The organism is Pseudoalteromonas luteoviolacea NCIMB 1944 (assembly GCF_001625565.1).
Classification (GTDB): Bacteria; Pseudomonadota; Gammaproteobacteria; order Enterobacterales; family Alteromonadaceae; genus Pseudoalteromonas; species Pseudoalteromonas luteoviolacea_F.
Genome location: NZ_AUXS01000015.1, coordinates 193,533 through 216,094, shown reverse-complemented (window position 1 = coordinate 216,094; position 22,562 = coordinate 193,533). Strand labels below are relative to the sequence as shown.

The following is a 22,562-nucleotide window of genomic DNA, read 5'->3' as shown; positions in this document are numbered from 1 at the left end:
AACCGAAAGTTAAGCTGGTTGTTCTAATCGCTGCAAATAGCTCACAATATCACTTGATTCATAGAGCCAAGTAACCTGACCTTGTTCTTCAATTCTTAAACACGGTACTTTAACTTTACCACCTTGCTCCAGCAGTTCTTGACGGTAAGTTGTATTGTCCTTTGCATCACGAGTTTCAAGCTTGAGCCCCTCTCGTTTTGCTGCGCGTCTGACTTTGACACAAAATGGACAAGCCTTAAACTGATAGAGCTTGAGGTTTTGCGTAATATTGTCCAGTTGTTGTTGCGCTTGCGTTGAGCGCTTTTTGCTTCTTGGTGTAAAGATAAAATCAAATAGTAAGATAAGTCGACCAAGTAACCAACGGATCAGTTTCATGAATATTCTCCCAATCAAATTTCCGGCTAGAATATCACATTGTTGCACAACATACGCGCAAAAGATCCCAAAAACGCTGGCTAATTATGTGTTCAAAAGTACGACAATATTATCGTTAAACGCTTTAAAAGAGTTCGATGTCTGTGTCCGCTTTGGCTTGACCAGCTATGCCTAACTCTTCAAAGTCGACCACCTGATCTCGGCCATGTTTCTTGGCGTGATACAAAGCTAAATCGGCTTCATGCACCAATTCAGAAACTTGAGCTATCTCTTCCAAAACTGTGTAACCAATGCTAATCGTCAAGCGCTGTACCTGAGGAAAATTAAAATTGGCGATGACCTTGCGAACACGGTTAAGTAATGACTTAGCTTCAGCTCTGTCATGTGCCTGGAATAGCACTGCAAACTCTTCCCCACCATATCGAAAGACAAAGTCTTCCGCTCGAAAGTTATCCTTAAGTTGCTGTGCAACTAGCAGTAAAACTTCATCACCAATTACATGACCAAAATCGTCATTGACTATTTTAAAATGGTCAATATCGAATAATGCTAAATACCACTTTCTCACGCCTTGTTGCTCACGCTCAATCACAAACCCCTCCCCTGTTGTGATTTCAATGACTTTATCATCAAAGGTCTGCCGATTGAGCAACTGAGTCAGAGGATCTATACGGCTCAGTGCAAGGGTGTTTAATTGGTGATAAAACACGTTTATCAAATGTGCTATTAAGTGACTGCGCGCTGTCGGTAGCTTCTCTCCAATCCACAGTAACCCCATGACTGCCTTATTATTTCTCAGAACAATGCAAAGATGGCTTTCTCCGCGCAATATATGTTGGTGTTTTAAGGTTTCCGCTCTTGCTAGCAGATATTCGAGGTCGGGGGGTGAAACTGCTGATGATAACGTCAATAGTTTCAGGCGTTCTTTTTCTGATAAACTTGGCGCCAAATACATTGCCATAGGAATATTGGGAAGTAGTTCAGTCAGGATTTGTTGAATGCGTTTGTATAGATCATTTTCACTGCGCATTTGCAGTAAGCTAATCGCAAAATCATGTCCGCATGGCGATATATCCACACTTAAGCCTCCCAATACTCTCACATTGTATAGCTTAGCCCCTCTAAGTTAGGTTGCAACGTGCTCCAATAAGACAAGGTCGTCTCTATGAATAACCACGTTTGCAGTTTGATAACCGAGTGCCTTACTGATTTGAGCACTGTGCAATCCTTTGATTTGTTGTAACTCTTGATGATCAAATGCCACTAGCCCCTTGGCAATCACTCGCCCTTGCAAGCTTTTAAGTTCAATTAGATCCCCTCTCGAGAATTGCCCACTTACATCCGTAATACCCTTAGCCAATAAACTTGCTCCCTGTGTACATACGGCATCAACCGCGCCATCATCACAGATCAAAGCACCGCTGCACCTCGGACCCGATAGCAACCATTTTTTGCGTCCATCCAACGGCGCATCAAAACGAATAAACTTAGTGCTTTTCGCCTGTCCCGATTGAATGTTTACGATCACATTGGATTCACTCCCTTTTGCGATCACCGTTTCAATGCCTGCCCGTTGCGCAATTTGAGCCGCCTGCAACTTGGTTGCCATACCGCCAGTACCTAATGTCGTACCTGAGCCACCCGCTATAGCTATAATATCCTCATCAATTTCATCTACAGTTTCAATTAAACGCGCATCTGGATTTTGCCTAGGATCGGCAGTAAATAAACCAGCTTGATCAGTCAACAACAGTAACCTATCGGCATTTGCTAAAATTGCGACCATCGCGGATAAATTGTCGTTGTCGCCCACTTTTATCTCAGACGTCGCTACCGCATCATTTTCATTGATAATTGGCACCACATCGTGACTCAGAAGTTGATTTAGCGTATCTCTGGCATTGAGATAACGAGCTCTGTTCTCCACATCAGCCCTGGTCAACAATAGCTGTGCAACCGAAATGTCATAGATTGAAAATAAACTTTGCCATAAATGTATTAACTGACCTTGTCCAATTGCTGCTAACATTTGCTTTTCAGCTATGGAACTTCCTATTTCTTTGTTCAAAGCTGCTCGCCCGGCAGCAACCGCGCCACTAGACACCAGAACTACTTGCCAACCAGCAGAGCGCAGCTCAACACACTGACTTGCCAGTTCGACCAACCGAGGCTTATTCAACAGTGTCCCACCAGCGGTTAACACGCTAGTTCCAAGCTTCACCACAACCACTTTGCGACTAGCCATCTATTTTACTTCCACAAATCCAATACAAGGCTATTTTTATATCATGGGCTAAATTAATTGGATACAAAACGATCAGACAAATATAAATTATTTCAAGGTGTGGGGTCATTTGATGTTTAATGAGCAGAACTCTTCTGATCGATGTCAATCTCGTGGCCACTAAAGTGTGTATACTCAAAGTCGGAGGTAAACATGAAAAAATCACACTACAAAAAGGAATTGATCATGCTGCCGCTGCTCCTTATCAGTATCGGGCTGTGCATAGGCGGGCACTTTATTTTGCAACCAAGCTACCAAGACACTTCTTGGGCAGAGTACAGCCTTGCGGCTTTACCATTTTTGATGTTTGCGATTGTGATCATTGCAATTAAACTGGCGGTTAAGGCGGATAAAGAGGAATAACACCTCTCATCAGTTCCGATCTAGGCATTGGCTTGAAATATGCCTAAATAATAAATTCCAAAGCTTGATATACACTTATAAATAAAGCATTTATATTATTTGGAAAAATAACAACAAAAAGGCCATATCGTGAGAAGATTATTTTTGCTCTGTTTGTGCTTGGCAAGTTATGTCAGCCACGCACAATTTACAGTCGTTCATAATGTCAAAGGGTACACACCGACACGCTCTGGGAAAATTGCGCAATTTTCTACTTTAGTGATCAAAGATGGAAAAGTCGTTAAAACAGGTAATGCAGACACGCTAAAACAATACCCACAGTCAACGGTTATTGATGGTCAAGGACTTACCATGTTACCTGGCTTGATAGACGCACATGGTCATGTGATTGGACTAGGTGAAAACCTCTCCAGACTTGACTTAAGACACACTAAATCCATCGCTGAAGTTGGTCAACGTCTAAAGCAATACGCCGAAAATAACCCCACAGGGTGGATCATTGGCCGAGGATGGGATCAGACAAAGTGGACACCCAGCCAATTCCCAACAGCACAAGACCTTGATAAGTTCGTAGCTAATAGACCCGTGGTTCTTACCCGTGTCGACGGTCATGCGATTTGGGTTAACTCCAAAGCCATGGCACTCGCCAGAATAAACAAAGATACCGTGACACCAGATGGCGGAGAGATTGTGCGACTGGCCGATGGCGCGCCCAGCGGCATATTTATTGACAAAGCGGAACCGCTCATCCTAAAACATGTGCCTAAACGAACACCAGCTCAATTAAACACTGCGCTTGATAAGGCCGCTGCCCACCTCCTCAGTTTAGGGATCACCTCAGTACACGATGCAGGTATCGATGAAGCAACTTGGCGCCTGTATAAAAACAGGTCAGAGCAACGCTCTATGCCGCTTAGAATATACGCTATGCTAAGCGCATCTGACCCCAGTCTCGAAAAAATGCTTAAAGCCGGTATTGTGAAAGAACAAACTGACTATCTCACGATACGCAGTGTAAAAATTTATGCTGACGGTGCGCTAGGTAGTAGAGGCGCAGCTCTATTAAAAGATTACAAAGATAGGCCGGGACACCGAGGTCTAATGCTCGAGCAACAGCCGGCGCTGGAAGCACTAATACGTCAGAGTGTTAAACATGGCTTTAGTGCGCACACCCATGCCATTGGTGATCGTGCCAATCGCATTGTATTGAATAGCTATAAAACCGTGTTCAAGGAAACCGGTGGTAAGTTACTTCGCAATCGAATTGAACACGCTCAAATTGTCGATACAGATGATATCCCTCGATTTAAAAGCCTGAAAATAATTCCATCAATGCAACCTGTACATGCAACTTCAGATATGCATATGGCGCAACAGCGATTGAGAGAGTCTCAACTGACTGGGGCTTATGCATGGCAAACATTTCTTAAACATGGAATTAAGGTCGCTGCGGGCTCTGATTTCCCTGTTGAATTAGCCAATCCATTCGATGGCTTATACGCGGCAATAACAAGAATGGATAAAACACAGCAACCGAAACAAGGATGGCGCAACACTGAGAAGTTGAGCAGAGAGCAAGCACTCACTGCATTTACTTTAGATGCAGCGTACGCGGCTTTTCAAGAATTTAAAGTCGGCAGCTTAGAACATGGAAAATGGGCTGACTTTATTTTGATTGACCGCGATTATTTCCAAATTGAAGAGGCCCAGTTGCACAATATACAAGTACAGCAAACTTGGATTGCAGGTAAACCTAAATACAAACGTAATTAGTCCTTAGATCGGACAAGTTTGAAAAGGTGGTAAATATTGACCAATGCCAGCAAGCCATTGGTCAAAACCACTGGCCATGCACTTATCATTGCACCGTATATCGTAAAACAGATGCACCCAGCTAAATTAAACCAGCGTAATTTAGTGACATTGGTCATCATAAGAGAAACCACCAAAAAGACTGAGGCCAGATAGCCTAAATATTCCCAAGTCATTTGTTCTCTCCTCTCAGTTGGGTTAGCATTAGTAAGTAAAACGATATTCAAGTCACTTTTTAAGGATAATAGCAGACCATATAGAGCCTCTAGAGCCCAATTAAAGCTTAGACTCTCTACACTTTTATTCAGTTAATCCGCCGTATTTTGCACAGTTCAGTTTGTGCGCGGAACCCTGAGTATCAAATTCACCCATTTAAGGATAAGCAAGAATAAAGTCTTAAAAAGTTGTAACGCGTATAGCCTTGAATAATTCAGTTCATGCTATCTTTATAATAATTTAATAAATAGGACAATTGTCCGAGAGCTAACCAGATGTTCCAATATCACTTTTCAACTACTTTGGTCGAACAATTATTAAGTTTTGCCGGTAATAGTTTTCAGCATCGCAAAAAAGAAGTTTTGATCCATCAGGATGAACCGCTGAGCAAATTGATCTTGGTGAGAAGTGGTACTGTCTCTTTCAGCTATGATGTAGGCAATGGCAGAAGGTTATTACTTGGCCAGTTAGATTGCAACAATACACTTATTGGGGAAATTGAAGCGCTCAACAACCAGCCTTGTATTTACACCGTTACATGTTTAAGTGATGTTCAATACAACCTCATTGAATTAAAACACTGGCGCCAGTTACTGCTCGAGCAACCTGAATTAAGCCTTTATACAGCACAAACAATTGCCGCCAAATTTACAGAAAATCAAAAAATAAACCTTGATAAATTGCTGTTGCCCCTGAGTTACAATATTGCAAAAGATTGCTTGTTAAGAGCTGAAGATAAACATTCGACACTGCTCAGAGCGTACTCAACGGTGAGTGCAGAAGCAGAGCGCTTTGCGACGACAGAACGAGCCTATCGCCGAGTAGTCAGTGAGCTCGTTGAAAAGGGTCTCATTGAGAGAACAGGCTCAGGATTAAAGCCAGTAGATTTGGAAGCTTTAAACGATTTTGTCGATGCTTTCTCGAGACTGTAATGAGTTGTATATTATTATTTTATTAACATTGCACAGTTCAGATCCCAATTCTAGATCAATGTGTTATTATTAAACGTGAATTTTTGGATAAAGTTAGACCTGTTCACTTGACGAACATTTAATGTACGCTTATTCTCTTATTCACTAATTTGTATGCAGGGCAAGGCTGTCTTACATCTGCACTTAATTGGTTAAAACTCTCAGTTTACTTGTATTTAAAGGAAAAGGTAAAAATCATGGGAAATAAAAATTTGAAGCTAACTAAACTTGCCCTCGCACTAGGGTTAACAGTAGGTTTAACAGGCTGCTTCAGCGACAATGACAACGATGTTACAATTACTCCGCCAGATCCGGGTGGAGATCAAACAGTCGCGGTTCCACCAACTGCTGTTGAATTGGCTGATGGTGGCTTCGTAGTCACTGTAACTGATTCACTAGGTGCTCCGCTAGCTGATGGCACATCTGTTCAAGTTGTATTCAATTCTTCAATTGAAGGCTTACAAACAGCTTCAGGTGTTGCAATCACAGCAAATGACGAATACAACACCAACACAGCTGGTGCGTTCTCGTACACAGTTGACGGAATTGCTGAAGGCGAAAGCAAGACTTTTGCATTCACAGTTCAGTCTGACAACTTCCTTTCAAATACTGCTGAAGTAACAATTGGTGCAGGTGAAACTCTAACTGAAGTTGTAAGATTAACAGCTCGTACTTTCGAAAGTGCTGACATTCCTGTTGTCGCAGAGACTAAAACACTTGCAGAACTTGCTGGTGCAGATGTTACTGTAGAATATAGCGCTGCTGGTGGTCTTGTTGTAAACGGTGCAGACTCAATCACTTTACCTGTTGAAATTGATGCAGCTCAAGCTGAGAAAGCAGTTGGTGGTGCAGAGGTTGTCCTTCCTGCAGGTACTCAATTCGTACAAGACAATGGTGAGCCACTTCAATCAGCTCCATCTCTAACTGTTGCTTACTTCGCAAACGAAGCTGCGGCAGTAGAGGCCAGCACTGAAGCTGCGTCAACAGACCAAACGTCTTCACTAGACGCGTTCCCAGGCGGTCTAAACCTTGCTGTTGCAAACGGTGCAGAAACTGTTGAAGGTAACTTCACAACTGGTGGTTTCGTTGCTATCGAACTTGTTAACGAACAAGGCGAAAAAGTAAAAACTTTCGGTGATGGCAACTCTATCACTGTTGCGATGAAAGTTGACAAAGACACTCGTACTCCTTGTCCAATTACTCAACAAGACGGTGAAACTGTAGCTCAAGCGGCTGCAAGAGGTTTCAACACAGACTCTGGTGTATGTCTAGCTTCAGCACTTGTAAGTGAGCCAACTCCTGTTCAACCTGGTCAAATCTTCCCAGTGTGGAGTTACGAAGAATCAAACGGTCAATGGTCATTTGAAAGCTTCGGTGTTGTTGCAGACGATGGTAATGCGAACAGCTCAACATACAACGTAGAAGTTGAAGTTGATCACTTATCTTACTGGAACTTGGACTTCTTCGCACAACGTGGTTGTAACGTTTCTTCTTTCAATATTGTTGACAGCGACGGCCAGCCAAGCTCACGCTTCACTTCTGTACAGCTACTAACAAACAGCTACAGATTTGACGCACAACCTTGGAACCGTGCAGCACTAAGCCGCGCAACTTTCCGCAACCCGCCTAGCTTTGATGTAGAAGTACGTGTTCTAGAAAACAACGTAAATGTACTTGACGGTATTCAAGGTAACACTGGAACAGCAGTTGACAGCACAGTATCTGTATACAGCGGTCCTCTTTGTGACCTAAATGGTGCAACTCTACAACTAGCGCCAGTTGACAACGTTGAAATTGTTACTAAGCCTGTATCTACATTTGCAGTATGTAGCAACAATGATGACGTAGACCAAGCTGCTGACCCAGTTCTTAGTCCTACAACAGTTCAACTTTACCGTGGTGCAGTACTTGCGTCTAACCTACAAGACAGCTACTACGGCAGTGAATTCAGTATTGACCTAGAATCAGGTGTTGATTACACATTCCGATTCTTCAATACTTTCACTAATACGTGGGAAACACAGACTGCTACAGGTAGTACTGATGCATTGTCTCTAAACATGCTTACAGTGTGTGATACTACAACTACTACTGGTGCTACTGGTGGTAACTAATTTTACTAAGTAAACTGAAACTTAAAGCCGCGATTTATCGCGGCTTTTTTATTTTACAAGGCATAAAACTGCGTGCCTTGTCTGCTTGCTCGGTAGATAAATAACAAAACACCCACCCCCTTAAAAACCCCCTTAAAAACCCCCTTAAAAACCCCCTTCAAATAAATGACCTAATTTTAGTACTGGGTCGCCAACAGGTTTTGTTCAAGAAGTATTTAGAGATATGCCAGACAAGAGTATATTTGGAGATTAATTTAAACACATCTAAATGTGCGCCAGATAAACAAACTCAATCCACCTACGCTTAGGTATTACAGATTTAATATCAGCGTGCTAGAGGCTGATTTGGCGACTGAGCAATAGACAACCCCCTTGTTCACCTAGTTAGCCATTTGCTTATTATTAAGCTTAGCGTCTATTGCTCTTTTAATCGTACGACGGTGTAGCAAGTGCTCGATGCGATGTCACCTTCGTTTTGACGTTAACTGCTAATAAATTTATATGACACTGTACGTAGTATGTTTCGCCCTGATTTAACAATGTAGAACGCATCGAGTATCAATCTTCATTTAGCTTGGTCAAAAAGCAGGATGACATTGTAGTGTCGCGAGATGGTTTAAAGTCTCTATTTAGTATCTCGACACGTTTGCAAACAACTGCCAGTTTGAAAATGACTACGAGTAGCGTTGGACTTTCTTGCCAACCCTGCTCTTTTTCAAACTACTAAGAAATTAACCAATTAGAGAACATGTCATATCTGTCTGGATCACTTAAATAATTAGAGGTTGGCGCTATTAAGGTGCTGTGATTGATAATGCCCCTTTGAGATAGGGCTTGTCTAGGAGTTATTTATAATTCAGGGGGTAACTAGATTGAGTTCAAGCCTAAATTGAAACGCTCAGAAAACAGTTATGTTAACGGGAGTCGCGTCAATTCAGGCCTGTAAAAAGAACTACTTATTTATAAGTTAAATAAGCATCTCGCAATCTCGATAAGTTGTTGTGAATATACTCTACAGAACTACGACCTTGGTTGAAAAAGGTGTCGCTCAAAGTCACAGGTACTTTTGGTTGGTACGCTTGTTGATAAACCAACTTGTTGTGACTTTCACCGATTCGAGTACCTACCTGATAACGCCAAGCACTAGTTCCTTTTATCTGTCCAAACTTGGTTACATTCATATTTTTACGCTTAGATAATGGAATATTGACTGCTATCCCCGCAACCCTAGCGTTGGTGTCTTCACCATATACTGCTACGTAACTGTCGCCGAACCAGAATCTAGATTCGACTTTGATACCGCTATCTTTACGCCAGAACTTACCACCCGTCACGTGAAAGCTAACATCTTTATCAGCCCAGTAATATTGGTAGTCAACCGTATGATAGTCTCTATCACCGCTGTAATCTTGATACTCAAAGTAGCCATATGTATTGGTGACTTTATGGCTTCCATTTGGGCTCACCCATGCAGTTTCATTAATTAGGCCTTTATATTTATGGAACTCTCTGAAAAAGCCAATTTTAGTCTGGTTGTAAAGTCCCCAAGGCAGCTGGTAAGTTTGATAGAAGAATGCGCTTCTTACGCCATTATCCTCGGACAAGTCATCAAAGAATTTTTTGTCTTCAAAGTCATCACTTTCAGATACTAGAGTTTGGGCTGTGAGATTGAAACCCGCACCACGCCATAAAGGCACATTAATATCTGCTTTTAACGCCAATGAATAATCAAAAACGCCAAACTCAGTGGCGTGAGCTGAATTAATTTCAGGACTCAGTGTTACCCTTGGTTTCAAAAAGCGTTGATTAGCGCTTTCTAAACCAACCCAAGTTACTCCGCTTACACCGCGCATACCGCCCATTTTGACGGAAACCTGTGGATCAAAGTCGTTTTCTATAAACTGTTCGTAGTTTGTGGTATCACCAGATAGCGCAAGCATTGCAATACCGTGGTTTTGAAGCTCTAACATAAACTTAGCGGGCGTGCCCGAGAATACTTCAGCGACTCTGCCGGCAGCTAAACCCAAGGCGTCTATTTCGTTATTATTAAAAACGGCGTTTTCAAATGACACGATAACCATAGGCTGCGAGTTAAAGCCAACTCTTACCGCTTCAAAACCATCCGCAATGAGCACATTTCTCAACTTTCTAGCCAACCTATTCATTTCGGCTCTATCGGCCTTCTTCGAACCAACCGCGTCGCTTTGAGAGTTAGACTGTTTAAACGCTCTAGGTGCTTTATGGCTTGGTTTCATTGGGGTATTTTTTGCTGTACTACTGTGCACAACTACAGGCGCTGGCGCGGCCTTTACCCTATCTCGGTGTGGTTGGGCATGCTCAGAAAATGGCGCGATAAAGTTTACAGCCCAGTAAGTATCCTCTTGAGAGTAGTCGGTATTACTATAAAAACGGCTAGTTAGTGTCAGCTCTCCCAAATCAAATAGCCACTCTTTTGGTACTGTTAACCTTGCCGCGGCGTTAAACGCTTCTGCATCATGTTCTATCTGTAATCCAAACCATTCGGTCGGTAACCACTCCACACCACCAAACGCGCCATTCATCAGCCCAGTACTATGATCGCTGCTCGCTAAACCAAGCGAGAAGCGAAAATCACTCCACTCTTTTGAAGCTACAGCAAAGTTGGTTTTATAATTATTTGCAGCACCGCCGATATCTTTGCTACCTATGCTCAGCTTAAACCAATCATTGGGGATCAGTGGAATTTGATATTTAGCATTAAATGACAGGTCCCGTGTTTGTGAGCCGACAGGTCCTGAAGTTGGATAAAATAAGTTTTCATGCATTTTATTCGATGCAACCAAGCCACTTACTTCAAGCCCATCGAATATACCTGCAGAAAACACAAAGTTGTGCCCATCAACATATTGATTCCCTCGAAAATCAAGCATGTTATTGTAGCCCACTCCCCAGTTACCCTTTTCCATTACTTCGGCATTAGAAGTGTTGATAAGCCCTGTAAATCCAGTAAAAGATTGATAAGTATTTAACGGCTCTGCTGCTATGCTAGGAGCAGATACCACCACAAAACATGATGCCACATAAGGGAAAAGCTTAGACATATTCTAAATTCCGATGATTATTATTTAATCCAAAATAACTAATTACAATATAACTTTGATCACTTGCTCGAGTACTTCTAAAGGCTATTCCAAACAAGTATTTGCAAAGGGCTGTGCTAATTTTCATCACCAGTTTACGCTAAACGAGATAAAAAAAACATAACACTGGTGTTGTACTACTTTACGAGTTAAATATATCAGTGCAATTAAATACACCGGTATTTCGCACTGATATATTCAGGTAGATGGGTCTATTTAAAGCTAACAACGTTTGAGTCAGCTGGCTCCATTTGTTTTTTCCTTTCATTCCACACTAAATCGCAAATACCATCTGTTGGATTGAACCCTGTAGGCGCGTCCAGCAGTAACTCTCGGATCATTTCGTGATCAAAATTGTGGCAGGCGATATCAAGTGCTTCCAAAAACACATTGAGCTCTGTCAATGGCAGCATAACTTCTTTGGCTGTCATTATTCTTTGGTGACTTGTTTGTCCAACATTATCTCCAATCAAAAGCTCTTCATACAGTTTTTCCCCAGGTCTTAGACCTGTGCACTGGATCTCAATATCTCCGTGCGGGTTTGACGTACTCTTCACTTCGAGTCCTGATAAGTGGATCATTTTCGTCGCCAGATCTTTTATCTTCACAGACTCACCCATATCCAAAACAAAAACATCACCACCTTTGCCCAAGGCACCTGCTTGTATCACGAGCTGTGCCGCTTCTGGGATGGTCATAAAGAACCTTGTGATGTCAGGGTGGGTTAATGTAATGGGTCCACCTTCTTTTATTTGTCGACGGAACAAGGGAACCACCGAGCCAGATGACCCTAAAACATTACCAAAGCGGACCATACAAAATCTCGTTTGATGTATACCTTTTTCTTTATCTTGAGCGAGCCCTTGAAGACATAGCTCCGCCATCCGCTTAGTCGTCCCCATCACATTGGTTGGACGAACAGCTTTATCCGTACTTACTAAAACAAAAGTTTCTACTTTGGAATTAATGGCTGCTTTCGCTGAGTAATAAGTGCCAAATACATTATTTCGCACCCCTTCAACCACATTGTGCTCCACTAATGGCACATGTTTATATGCAGCGGCGTGATAAACCGTCTGCACACCAAATGCCATCATGCAGGTTTCTAGGCGATTGATATGCTGAACAGAGCCCATTATCGGGATTAATTCAATCCCCAACTCTTTGGAGTTTATAATTTCGCTAAGCTCTTTTTCTATTGAGTAAAGGGCAAATTCTGTGAGTTCAAACAACACCAGTTTTTTTGGCGCTTGTTTTATAATTTGACGACACAATTCAGACCCAATTGAGCCACCAGCGCCCGTGACCATAACTGACTTGCCTTTAATGTTGGCATCTAATAACTCTTGACGTGGAGTCACAGGATCGCGGCCAAGTAAGTCTTCTATTTCAACATCTTTTATTTCGTCTAATGTCGCTCTCCCTTCTACAACGTCAGCCATACCTGGAATGGTCATTACTTCTACAGGTAAGTTTTCTAATTGTGAAAGGATCTCTCTACGGCGTGCACGACTCTCACTTGGCATCGCCATCAGTATTTTTCTCACCTTCTTACGCTCAATTAAGCTGAATATACCATCGAATGAAATTACAGGGATCCCTTGCAATATCGCGCCCTGTTTCGACTTATCATCATCGATAAACGCACTTACATAATACTCCTCGCCTGCGCCTATCGCTGGTGCCAATTGCCGACCAGCTGAACCTGCACCATAAATCACTACTGGTGTTTTATTTACCGTTGCAAGCCTGCCTACCATTGCCCGCACCATAATTCGAGAGCCACCGACAGAAAGCACTAACAGCCAAGCGTAAATAATAGGCATGGTACGAGGGATGGAGACATTGGTGAAAAAAGACGACAATACAAGCACAACTGTGCTAATAACTGTTCCTACTACGATTGCGCCAACCGCGTGAGCGCCAACGTACCTCAATACTGCGCGATATAACCCTAAATTTACAAACGCAAACAAACTGACCGGTAAAATTAAAGCAAGTAACAACCAATTTTTTATTTCAAAGAATGGCGCTAAGCTATCAAGTCTTACAACTAGTGCTAACCAAAATGCACTAAAAATAAATATAGAGTCGATAACAAGCGTTAAAATTCGCTTTTTTGAACGGGAAGTATTGAGTAAAGTTCGGAACCAACTATCCACTGTAAATCCTTGAGCTAACGTAATTCGGTTTTACGCTGTAATAATAAAGTTATAGAAGTTAAATATACACATTTATTCAACTTCTGTCATTTTAGAAGCACTCACTCTGTGTGATCTCACCTTCATCACTGGGTGTGAAAAATACGCTTTTGTGCTTCTAAAGAGTTTGTAAAAGATCTCGGTTTGTATAAAAACTAGTGTTTTTTAACTCTGTCACCGCTTCCTTTACCTGCGACTGTCATAATAATGTATTTGAAGTAGTTACCTATGCTCATCGTTGCAATCATCTCATTGTCTGTTTTTGCCAGTAGCTCAGGCGTAGACATATCGATCTCATTTACTTGCGATAACCCTGTAATGCCAGGGCGAACTGCATAAACATTCTGTGCATCACGCGCTTTAGTCAGCTCATCTTGATTGAACAACCCAGGTCTAGGTCCCACTAAGCTCATTTCTCCTTTAAGCACGTTCCACAATTGCGGTAACTCATCTAATTTAGTTTTACGTAAAAACCCACCTAATGGCGTGATAGAAGCTTGCGTTGCCAAATGCGTTGCTACAGATGCCGTATCGACTTTCATCGTCCTGAATTTAACCAAAATAAAGGGCTTTTTATTTCTACCAACTCTCTCTTGAGTAAAGATAGGTGATCCTGTATCAAAAAGACCTATGATAAAAATTAGGACTAAAAAAGGAAATGCCACAATCAAGCCAAATAAGGCCAGTAAAAAATCTAATAATCTTATCATTTTAAAATTCCATTAAGCTCGATTAGCCGACAACTTAAACCCTTCCTCAATTGAATGAGGTGGTTTCCAGTTTAATGTTTTCTTTGTGTGCTCAATATCTACTTGTAATGAACCTGTCAGCCTATCAATTACATCTGACTTGCCAAGCAACCTTCCCGCCAACAAAAAAAGTACACTAGGGACGGGTAATGAATAATCGGTTTTCCCCTGTACCCTCGCCATTAACGCAATCATTTCAGCAGTCGAAACATCGTGATCATCACTCACCAAAAAAACCTGATTTGCAGCCATCGGGTGCGAGATGCAGGTCTCGATAAGATCAACTAAGTTATAAACCGACACTAAACTGCGCTTGTTTTTATTAATCAATCTAAATGGTAACGGAAAACCTTTACCAACACATTTCATCAATGATGCAAAGTTTGCTTTGACGCCTCTGCCATATACAAGCGGGGGACGGATAATCACGACTTCCATACCCGTTTGTGCACTCAATGACCTGAGTTGTGATTCGGCTTCCGCTTTTGAAATACCATAAGGGTCTTCGGGCTTAGACTCATCAGTTGATGAAAAAGCACTTCGACCAGAGGTCTTTTCACCATTGACTTTGATTGTGCTCACAAAAATAAAGCGTTTAACACCAGCGTCAGCGGCTTGGCGTGCTAAATTTAGCGTACCAGCAGTATTGACTGCTCTAAATGCTTCTAGCGGCTCCGCAGCATCGTCATTCATAACATGAACGCGCGCTGCGGAATGAATCACCACCTCAACTCCATTTAGCGCGTCACTATAATCTGACGTCGCATCTATATTGGATTTATACACCTTACCCTGGCTTGACGCTTTTCTCCCCAACAAATTCAGTTCAAAAGCATCTCCAAGGTGATCTATTAAATGACCACCAACAAACCCGGAATAGCCAGTCACAAGTAACTTAGACTTCATTTTTAGGCCTTTTAACTAGCTCAAAAAGCTTAAATGGGATCTTAGTTAGTAAAAACAACAAATTTGTATAAATGCTGTTTTCTAAACAAGCCTTTACAATTTCTTGATTCAGCCTTATCGAACTCTGAATTCCCGACGTGCTGACCCCGCCATCTCTCATCCGTACCAGTGTTTTTGCAACATGTTTAAACGACAACTTATGAACCAAAAGTAATCTAACAAACATCTCGTAATCGGCAGAAATTTTATAGTCTAGTTTATACAAACCATGCTTATCGTAACTGCTTTTGCGAATGAAAGTGGCTGGATGAGGAGGCATCCAACCAAATCTAAGTTTCCAAGGTGCAAACTTAGGTAACGAGTAAAAACGCGTAACTTTAGATAAATTATCTGCATTCACAAAGACGAGATCGCCAAACACAATATCTGTTGCATCATCAAACTCGGATACGATGCTTGCAACGGACTCTTTTGTTTCATAAAAATCATCAGAGTTTAAAATACCAACAACGTCACCAGTAGCCGCTTCAACGCCCTTATTCATAGCATCGTAAATACCACGATCAGGTTCGCTGATCAAAACATCGATATGTGCTTTGTATTTATCAACTATTTTCAGCGTATTGTCTGTAGACCCGCCGTCGACAATAATGTATTCAATGTCATCATATGTCTGAGAGACAACCGATCTGATTGTATCTTCGATCGTTTCTGCACTATTGTAGCAAACAGTAACAATACTTACTTTCATCCACGCGTTTCCACAATTAATTTTAAAACATCTTCTACAAGTGCTTGAGCTTTTGTCTCAGATTCAGATTCAGCATAACACCTCAGCTCAGGTGCATTTCCTGATGGTCTCAGGTGAACAATCTCATTGCTTTGAGTTGTGAGCCTTAAACCGTCTGTAGTGCATACTGCTTTCAGTGTACCAATTGCTAACGAGGTTAAAAATTCAGAGGGATTTTCTCCTAAATCAGCAATTAGTTTTGCACTTTTTTCACGAGCAAAGTCTTTTAATCTGTCACTAGCGGTATAGCGCTGTGGCAGTGACGCCTTCAGCTCTGTGAATAGTTTATCTTGCGCAATGAGCATAAGCGCTGGCAATACAGCATCTCTTGTTGGAAGGGCTTTAATGAGCTTGCCATTAAATTCGAAGTCACTGGCCAATAAGTAGCCGCCATTGGCTTCAAAACCTGCGACTTGATTGTACTTCTCGGTCAGAGCCGCAAACGCTTCAATGACATACGGTGAGCCAATCTTGGTACGTACAACTTCCTGGAACTCATTTGACAGCTCCATAGCTGTGTTACAGCTAACCGGTGTAGCCAATGCTTCGATACTGAGCGCTTGGCTGCAAAGCAGACCTAAAATATCGCCTCTTAGCCACTCACCATCTTCTCCGGCAACAAGGGGTCTATCACCGTCACCATCAGTCGAAAATAACATATCTAGCTGAAGCTCAGAGACCCACTTTCTGGCTCTCTCTTTATCCTCTTCTGATACAGCCTCAGTATCGATCGGAATAAACTGCTCACTTCGACCCAAGCTAATTACTTGTGCACCAAGCTGCTCAAATAGAGTACGGTATATGTCGCGCCCAGCACTTGAGTGCTCGTAAATACCTATCTTTTTACCCGCCAATACGTCGCTAGAAAAAAGCGTAGTATAACGCGCTATATACAGCTCCGAAGCTTTACCGCTTTGGGCTAAGTTCACATTGGCAAGGTCTATATTGTCAACGCTCACTTCGGCGCTTAAAATAGCCAGTTCATCTTGCTTAGTGATCTCCCCATCTGGCCGATAAAACTTGAGACCATTTCTGTCAAATGGGATATGACTACCTGTGACCATAATACACGGCATATCATCTTGCATTGCGGTATAAGCCAGTGCTGGGGTCGGAACCACGCCATAATAAACAACATCAATATTCAGCTGTTGCAAGCCAGCTGCACAAGCTTGTGCAATTTCAAAACTGCTTGGGCGGTTATCAATAGCAATAGCAATCGTTTTAAAGCTAAACTTGTCTTTTATACTGTGAGCAAATGCGATTGAAAAAGCGGCACACACTTGTGGTGTAAAGTCGACCACTAACCCCCTTGCTCCACTAGTACCAAAAGCAATACCGCTTTGCTCAATTATATTCCGTGTATTCATCATTACTTTACTCGTCCATATCGGTCTTCAAAGCGTACGATATCATCTTCCCCAAGGTAAGAACCGGATTGAACCTCAATAAGTTCTAAGTCTACTTTGCCTGGGTTTTCCAAAGCGTGTACTGCTGTAATAGGAATATATACAGATTCATTTTCAGTCACGAATTGCTCTGTATCATCAATTTGCACTTTAGCCGTACCTGATACCACTATCCAGTGCTCAGCTCTATGATGGTGCATTTGGACCGATAATTTAGCTCCCGGCTTCACGGTAATACGCTTCACCTGAAAACGTTCGCCGTTATCAACCGAGTCGTATTTACCCCACGGGCGGTATACTTCGCGGTGGAAGGTCACTTCGGAGCGGCTATCTTCTTTAAGTTGACTGACGATTTGCTTCACTTTCTGAGACTCGTTTTTGTGAGCCACTAACAAGGCATCTTTTGTGTTTACAATAACCAAGTCTTCAACACCTACGGTTGCTACTAGCTTATCTTCACCAAATACCAAGGTATTTTTCGTATCAACAGCTTTCACATCCCCAATAAAGGCGTTGCCATTGTCATCTTGCTCAGATACCTCCCAAAGCGCAGCAAAGCCACCCACATCATTCCAACCGGCATCCATGGGTACAACGACAGCATCTTTGGTGTGTTCCATCACTGCGTAATCTATAGACTCATCAGGACATGATTCAAATGCAGCTCTATCAACACGTACAAAATCCATATCATTATTTTGCACCTGTACAGCTTGCTCACAGGCTGCATATATATCCGGGCGATACGTCTTAAGCTCATTTAAATAACGGCTCGCTTTAAATAAAAACATACCGCTATTCCAGTAATAATTGCCACTTTCTACGTATTGTTTAGCAGTAGCCAAATCTGGCTTTTCGACAAACTTATCCACCACGAAGCCACTGTCAAACGCATCACCGCGTTTGATATAGCCATAACCCGTCTCAGGTGTGTTACCAACAATGCCAAAGGTTACTAATTTACCTTTTTCAGCTAGTAACTTAGCTTGATTTACACTGTCTTGAAATGCAGCTTGATCTTCTATGACATGGTCGGCGGCTAGAACCAGTAACATCGGATCTTCACCGTTTTCTACAGCTTTGAACGCGGCCAAAGCAATAGCGGGAGCCGTGTTACGGCCAACAGGCTCCAAGAATATGCCACTGTGCTCGGCATTGAGCTGCCTAACTTGCTCTGCTGCAATGAAGCGATGCTCCTCGTTACAAATTAACATCACAGGAGAGTGCTCTAGTCCGTTCAGTCGAGCAACGGTCTCTTGCAACATAGTATTATCACCATGAAGCTTTAAAAACTGTTTTGGGTAATTCCCACGAGAAAGAGGCCAAAGACGAGTACCAGAGCCTCCTGCCATAATTACTGGAAGTATCATTTTTTATTCCTGTGTGTTCTGTAACTTTTCAAAGTACCATTTGGTATGTTTATGTACTTTAGGGTCCATCAAAAGCTGTTCTACATTAAACCATTGATATTTACCGTGTTGAACATCCACTGGCAGCTTTTCAAGCTGTTTGTTCAATCTAAGTACATATGCAATCGCAACGTAATGCGTGCTGAAGTCTTGGCCAAAAACGTTGTCATGATAGAAGTGGTCATAGGGACCTAGCAGTTCCGACTCGGTGATAGAAAACTGCTCACCCAACTCTTCTAACGTTAGCCTTTCAAAGGCATTGGCCAACGACTCATCCTTTTGGATACGTCCTCCTGGAACAAACCAGTTGCCTTGAGCAGGGCGATTTAGCCTCTGCCCCAACAAAGCTTCTCCATGCTGATTTAAAATCACTAAATCAATAGAAACTAAAGGCGTACTCTCAATAACAGTTGAAAATGTATTTTTATCAAGAAACATGGCAAAACCAATTACTTTCTGAAGTTATCTTGATTTGCCAAAAACCATTCGTAAGTTGCTTTGAGACCTTCTTCCAACGAAATCGAATACTCCCAACCTAAAGATTTAAGGCGAGAAACATCCATTAATTTACGAGGTGTTCCGTCAGGTTTCGAAGTATCAAACTCAACCGCGCCTTCAAAGCCAACAACTTTTGCAACTGTTTCAACTAGCTCTCTGATCGTACAGTCGACACCTGTACCAACGTTAATATGACTTAACATTTCTTGCGTGTTTGCGTGGTAAGTTTCTGAGTCTAGGTTCATCACATGAATTGACGCGGCAGCCATATCATCAACGTGTAAAAACTCACGCATTGGTTTGCCACTACCCCAAGCCGTTACCTTGTCGTCACCCGCCAACTTGGCTTCGTGAAAACGACGGATCAGCGCAGGGATAACGTGCGAATTTTCAGGGTGGAAATTGTCATTCTCACCATATAAATTTGTTGGCATAACAGAACGGTAGTTACGACCATATTGGCGGTTGTATGACTCACATAACTTGATACCCGCAATCTTAGCGATGGCATATGGTTCGTTTGTCGGTTCCAATGTACCAGTGAGCAGAGCACTTTCTGCCATAGGTTGCTCAGCAAACTTCGGATAGATGCAGCTCGAGCCTAAAAATAGTAGGTCATTGACACCTGATAAATGCGCACCATGAATAATATTATTCTGGATAGTCAGGTTTTCATAGATAAATTCTGCAGGGTAAGTGTTATTTGCAACAATTCCACCCACTTTAGCCGCGGCTAAATATACTTGATCAATATCATTTTCTTGGAAAAAGCTAAAAACCGCTTCTTTGTCCAACAAATTCAATTCGGCGCGACTGCGGGTGATCACCTCTATATTTTGGGCTTCCTTTAGCTTCCTAACAATAGCACTACCAACCATGCCATTATGCCCTGCGACAAAAACAGTTTTATTTTTCATCTTCTTTCCATTATAAAACCCAGCAGGTGCTGGGTTATTAAACACTCAATGATAAAAATGAGGTGTTATTCCACCGATACACTTACATCATAACCATGTGATTTCAATATTGCATGCTGCTTAGCTTTCGCTAAGTCGTGCTGCACCATTTCAGCACACATTTCTTCAACAGTGATCTCTGGTACCCAACCTAGTTTTTCTTTCGCTTTTGTTGGATCACCTAATAGTGTTTCAACTTCAGCTGGGCGGAAGTAACGCGGGTCAACACGTACGATAACATCGCCAACTTTCAATGCTGATGCATTGTCACCTTCAATCGCTACAATTGTTGCAATTTCATCAACGCCTTTACCGCTAAATTCAAGTCTAATACCTAGCTCTTTTGCAGATAAGGTGACAAACTCACGTACAGAAATTTGCTTACCTGTTGCGATAACAAAATCTTCAGGTTGATCTTGCTGTAACATCATCCATTGCATGCGTACATAGTCTTTTGCGTGACCCCAGTCACGTAAAGCATCCATGTTACCTAGATATAGACACTTTTCTAAACCTTGAGAGATATTTGCTAGGCCACGTGTAATTTTACGTGTTACAAACGTTTCGCCACGGCGAGGTGATTCATGGTTAAATAAAATACCGTTACAAGCATACATACCATAAGATTCACGGTAGTTTACCGCAATCCAATATGCGTACATTTTAGCTACTGCATAAGGTGAACGAGGGTGGAAAGGAGTAGTCTCTTTCTGTGGTATTTCTCGTACTTCACCGTATAACTCTGAAGTTGATGCTTGATAGAATTTTGTTTTCTTTTCTAATCCAAGGAAGCGGATCGCTTCAAGCAAACGCAGAGTACCTATTGCATCTACATCAGCAGTATATTCTGGCGCTTCAAATGAAACAGCTACGTGGCTTTGTGCACCTAAATTGTATACTTCATCTGGCTCTACCTCTTTTAGAATACGAGTCAAGTTAGAAGTATCTGTTAGGTCACCATAGTGCAAGAAAAAATTAGGGCTTTCTTCATGTCTGTCTTGGTAAATGTGGTCTACGCGTTCAGTATTGAAGCTCGAAGCACGGCGCTTTATTCCATGTACTTCATAACCTTTTTCTAATAAAAATTCAGCTAAGTAAGAGCCATCCTGACCCGTCACACCAGTGATTAAAGCTACTTTTTTACTCATTATTCACCCTAAATTATATTCAATATTTTTAAAAAGCTCTCGCTGTGCTTTTTAACGTCCATTTTTTCTATTACAGAATTTCGAGCACACAGGCTCATATCCCTCTTCTCTTGAGGTGTCAAGTTTAAGTAGGTTATTAAGTTTTCTGCAACACTTTTAGAATCACCAATGGGAGAGCAATAGCCATTGTCTCCCTCTGATATAACATCCTTCGCGATACCTGTTGAAAATGACAAAACAGGTAAACCACTCATCAATGCCTCTACAACCATCATCGGCCCACTGTCTTCAAGCGATGTGCTTACAAAGATATGGGCCTGAGAATAAATATTACTGAGCTCTTCGTCAGAATTAGCATACTCTATAAATTCACAATCGAACTTAAAAAGGCGTCTAATCTCTTCACTTACGCCAGGTATGAGAACTTTAACATGTTCAGCCATGGATTCAAACGGCACTTGTTCGCTTAAATAATCAATGGCTTTAATAAATTCCTGCAATCCTTTTCGCTTATTTTTAAAATTAGCAGCACCAAAAAGTATTACAATCTCTTTATCAAATTCTCTCGTTTGATTAACAGAAAACACATTAGAATCAATTGGTAAATAACAAGTATGTATATCTGAAAAACCCAGTGCGCTCAGCTTTGCTTGCGACTCAACAAACCTGTTGGGCACAATTAAATCAATATCACATTTTTGAATAATTTGTGCTTTTTCTGCAAAATAGTTTGATACAAGCTTCGATGCCAGAATATTTGTCGTTGCAGGGCACTGTTTGCAGCTACTGCCATATCCCTCGCAACCCCAAGAATAGTGGCAACCACCTGTAAACGGCGCCATATCCATGGAAAACCAAAATATCTTTTTAGCAGTGCTATGATTACTCAGCCATTCAATGTGTTTGTGCGAAATAAATCCTGATACCCAGTGCAGCACTATTATGTCAGGTTCAAAATCCAAGGAGTTGTAAAACTCGTAGAAGTTGTCCACAGCAGGATCACTGACTTCATAAGCACAGTATTTATCCTTAAAGTGCAGTTTACGCTTAACAACGCTTAAACCTTTACTCAAAAAACTATATGAATCCGACATTGCAAATACGTCACTGCCCTCGCTCGGAGCTCCGTATCTGACCAGCATTTTTGACTCTATGCCACTCTTTCTCATTAAGTCGTGTATCCTGAATGTCGCTTTACCTGCACCGCCATTCAGATTGGTACTAATATGAAGTATCTTCATT

General features: G+C 41.8%; 19 protein-coding genes. 4 read left to right on the top strand and 15 right to left on the bottom strand.

Annotated elements, in window-relative coordinates; genetic code table 11:
* Positions 1 to 9: 9 nt before the first annotated feature.
* The 3 genes from N483_RS04255 to proB form a co-directional block, all read right to left on the bottom strand.
* Positions 10 to 375 carry a glutaredoxin family protein gene (locus N483_RS04255; protein ID WP_023397389.1) on the bottom strand — a complete coding sequence of 122 codons (366 nt, stop codon included), beginning with the start codon at positions 373 to 375 and terminating at the stop codon, positions 10 to 12.
* Positions 376 to 499: 124 nt separating this feature from the next.
* A complete protein-coding gene (locus N483_RS04250; RefSeq protein WP_023397388.1) occupies positions 500 to 1,453 on the bottom strand; it encodes a GGDEF domain-containing protein in 954 nt (317 codons plus the stop codon).
* 48 nt (positions 1,454 to 1,501) lie between these two features.
* Positions 1,502 to 2,620 carry a glutamate 5-kinase gene (proB, locus tag N483_RS04245; protein WP_023397387.1) on the bottom strand — a complete coding sequence of 373 codons (1,119 nt, stop codon included), beginning with the start codon at positions 2,618 to 2,620 and terminating at the stop codon, positions 1,502 to 1,504.
* A gap of 192 nt (positions 2,621 to 2,812) precedes the next feature.
* Here proB and N483_RS04240 point away from each other — a divergent pair, with 192 nt between their 5' ends.
* Complete coding sequence (locus N483_RS04240; protein ID WP_023397386.1) at positions 2,813 to 3,022, top strand: hypothetical protein; 210 nt, start codon at positions 2,813 to 2,815, stop codon at positions 3,020 to 3,022.
* A gap of 129 nt (positions 3,023 to 3,151) precedes the next feature.
* A complete protein-coding gene (locus N483_RS04235) occupies positions 3,152 to 4,795 on the top strand; it encodes an amidohydrolase (RefSeq protein ID WP_023397385.1) in 1,644 nt (547 codons plus the stop codon).
* Here N483_RS04235 and N483_RS26535 read toward each other — a convergent pair.
* Entirely contained in the window at positions 4,792 to 5,010 is a 219-nt protein-coding gene (locus N483_RS26535; protein ID WP_023397384.1) for a YgjV family protein, read from the bottom strand. The genes N483_RS04235 and N483_RS26535 overlap by 4 nt on opposite strands.
* A 315-nt stretch (positions 5,011 to 5,325) precedes the next feature.
* Here N483_RS26535 and N483_RS04230 point away from each other — a divergent pair, with 315 nt between their 5' ends.
* Both N483_RS04230 and N483_RS04225 read left to right on the top strand, forming a co-directional pair.
* A complete protein-coding gene (locus tag N483_RS04230; protein ID WP_023397383.1) occupies positions 5,326 to 5,982 on the top strand; it encodes a Crp/Fnr family transcriptional regulator in 657 nt (218 codons plus the stop codon).
* 236 nt (positions 5,983 to 6,218) lie between these two features.
* Positions 6,219 to 8,135, top strand: coding sequence for a hypothetical protein (locus tag N483_RS04225; RefSeq protein ID WP_023397382.1), 1,917 nt, complete (start codon positions 6,219 to 6,221; stop codon positions 8,133 to 8,135).
* A 956-nt stretch (positions 8,136 to 9,091) separates the two neighbouring features.
* Here N483_RS04225 and N483_RS04220 read toward each other — a convergent pair.
* The 11 genes from N483_RS04220 to N483_RS04170 form a co-directional block, all read right to left on the bottom strand.
* On the bottom strand, positions 9,092 to 11,215 hold the full coding sequence (locus N483_RS04220; protein ID WP_023397381.1) for a YjbH domain-containing protein: 2,124 nt from the start codon (positions 11,213 to 11,215) through the stop codon (positions 9,092 to 9,094).
* A 251-nt stretch (positions 11,216 to 11,466) separates the two neighbouring features.
* Complete coding sequence (locus tag N483_RS04215; RefSeq protein WP_023397380.1) at positions 11,467 to 13,416, bottom strand: polysaccharide biosynthesis protein; 1,950 nt, start codon at positions 13,414 to 13,416, stop codon at positions 11,467 to 11,469.
* Positions 13,417 to 13,610: 194 nt separating this feature from the next.
* The gene (locus N483_RS04210) at positions 13,611 to 14,165 is read right to left on the bottom strand and encodes a sugar transferase (RefSeq protein WP_023397379.1); all 555 of its coding nucleotides are present in this window, start codon (positions 14,163 to 14,165) and stop codon (positions 13,611 to 13,613) included.
* 12 nt (positions 14,166 to 14,177) lie between these two features.
* Positions 14,178 to 15,110 carry a UDP-glucose 4-epimerase family protein gene (locus tag N483_RS04205; protein WP_023397378.1) on the bottom strand — a complete coding sequence of 311 codons (933 nt, stop codon included), beginning with the start codon at positions 15,108 to 15,110 and terminating at the stop codon, positions 14,178 to 14,180.
* Positions 15,100 to 15,861 carry a glycosyltransferase family 2 protein gene (locus tag N483_RS04200; protein ID WP_023397377.1) on the bottom strand — a complete coding sequence of 254 codons (762 nt, stop codon included), beginning with the start codon at positions 15,859 to 15,861 and terminating at the stop codon, positions 15,100 to 15,102. The genes N483_RS04205 and N483_RS04200 overlap by 11 nt, the downstream gene beginning before the upstream one ends.
* Complete coding sequence (locus N483_RS04195) at positions 15,858 to 17,270, bottom strand: phosphomannomutase (protein WP_080672534.1); 1,413 nt, start codon at positions 17,268 to 17,270, stop codon at positions 15,858 to 15,860. The genes N483_RS04200 and N483_RS04195 overlap by 4 nt, the downstream gene beginning before the upstream one ends.
* A gap of 2 nt (positions 17,271 to 17,272) precedes the next feature.
* Positions 17,273 to 18,679, bottom strand: a complete 1,407-nt coding sequence (locus tag N483_RS04190; protein ID WP_023397375.1) for a mannose-1-phosphate guanylyltransferase/mannose-6-phosphate isomerase — start codon at positions 18,677 to 18,679, stop codon at positions 17,273 to 17,275.
* Between the two features lie 3 nt (positions 18,680 to 18,682).
* Entirely contained in the window at positions 18,683 to 19,156 is a 474-nt protein-coding gene (locus N483_RS04185) for a GDP-mannose mannosyl hydrolase (RefSeq protein ID WP_023397374.1), read from the bottom strand.
* 11 nt (positions 19,157 to 19,167) lie between these two features.
* On the bottom strand, positions 19,168 to 20,133 hold the full coding sequence (gene fcl, locus N483_RS04180; protein ID WP_023397373.1) for a GDP-L-fucose synthase: 966 nt from the start codon (positions 20,131 to 20,133) through the stop codon (positions 19,168 to 19,170).
* A 65-nt stretch (positions 20,134 to 20,198) separates the two neighbouring features.
* Positions 20,199 to 21,320, bottom strand: a complete 1,122-nt coding sequence (gene gmd / locus N483_RS04175; RefSeq protein ID WP_023397372.1) for a GDP-mannose 4,6-dehydratase — start codon at positions 21,318 to 21,320, stop codon at positions 20,199 to 20,201.
* A gap of 8 nt (positions 21,321 to 21,328) precedes the next feature.
* Complete coding sequence (locus tag N483_RS04170; RefSeq protein ID WP_172642395.1) at positions 21,329 to 22,561, bottom strand: glycosyltransferase; 1,233 nt, start codon at positions 22,559 to 22,561, stop codon at positions 21,329 to 21,331.
* Between the last annotated feature and the right edge of the window lies 1 nt (position 22,562).

Coding starts and splice junctions, on each gene's coding strand:
- N483_RS04255 (WP_023397389.1), bottom strand. CDS start 375: ATGAAACTGATCCGTTGGTTACTTGGTCGACTTATCTTACTATTTGAT.
- N483_RS04230 (WP_023397383.1), top strand. CDS start 5,326: ATGTTCCAATATCACTTTTCAACTACTTTGGTCGAACAATTATTAAGT.
- N483_RS04200 (WP_023397377.1), bottom strand. CDS start 15,861: ATGAAAGTAAGTATTGTTACTGTTTGCTACAATAGTGCAGAAACGATC.
- N483_RS04220 (WP_023397381.1), bottom strand. CDS start 11,215: ATGTCTAAGCTTTTCCCTTATGTGGCATCATGTTTTGTGGTGGTATCT.
- N483_RS04185 (WP_023397374.1), bottom strand. CDS start 19,156: ATGTTTCTTGATAAAAATACATTTTCAACTGTTATTGAGAGTACGCCT.
- gmd (WP_023397372.1), bottom strand. CDS start 21,320: ATGAGTAAAAAAGTAGCTTTAATCACTGGTGTGACGGGTCAGGATGGC.
- N483_RS04210 (WP_023397379.1), bottom strand. CDS start 14,165: ATGATAAGATTATTAGATTTTTTACTGGCCTTATTTGGCTTGATTGTG.
- N483_RS04195 (WP_080672534.1), bottom strand. CDS start 17,270: ATGAATACACGGAATATAATTGAGCAAAGCGGTATTGCTTTTGGTACT.
- N483_RS04205 (WP_023397378.1), bottom strand. CDS start 15,110: ATGAAGTCTAAGTTACTTGTGACTGGCTATTCCGGGTTTGTTGGTGGT.
- proB (WP_023397387.1), bottom strand. CDS start 2,620: ATGGCTAGTCGCAAAGTGGTTGTGGTGAAGCTTGGAACTAGCGTGTTA.
- fcl (WP_023397373.1), bottom strand. CDS start 20,133: ATGAAAAATAAAACTGTTTTTGTCGCAGGGCATAATGGCATGGTTGGT.
- N483_RS26535 (WP_023397384.1), bottom strand. CDS start 5,010: ATGACTTGGGAATATTTAGGCTATCTGGCCTCAGTCTTTTTGGTGGTT.
- N483_RS04225 (WP_023397382.1), top strand. CDS start 6,219: ATGGGAAATAAAAATTTGAAGCTAACTAAACTTGCCCTCGCACTAGGG.
- N483_RS04190 (WP_023397375.1), bottom strand. CDS start 18,679: ATGATACTTCCAGTAATTATGGCAGGAGGCTCTGGTACTCGTCTTTGG.
- N483_RS04240 (WP_023397386.1), top strand. CDS start 2,813: ATGAAAAAATCACACTACAAAAAGGAATTGATCATGCTGCCGCTGCTC.
- N483_RS04170 (WP_172642395.1), bottom strand. CDS start 22,561: ATGAAGATACTTCATATTAGTACCAATCTGAATGGCGGTGCAGGTAAA.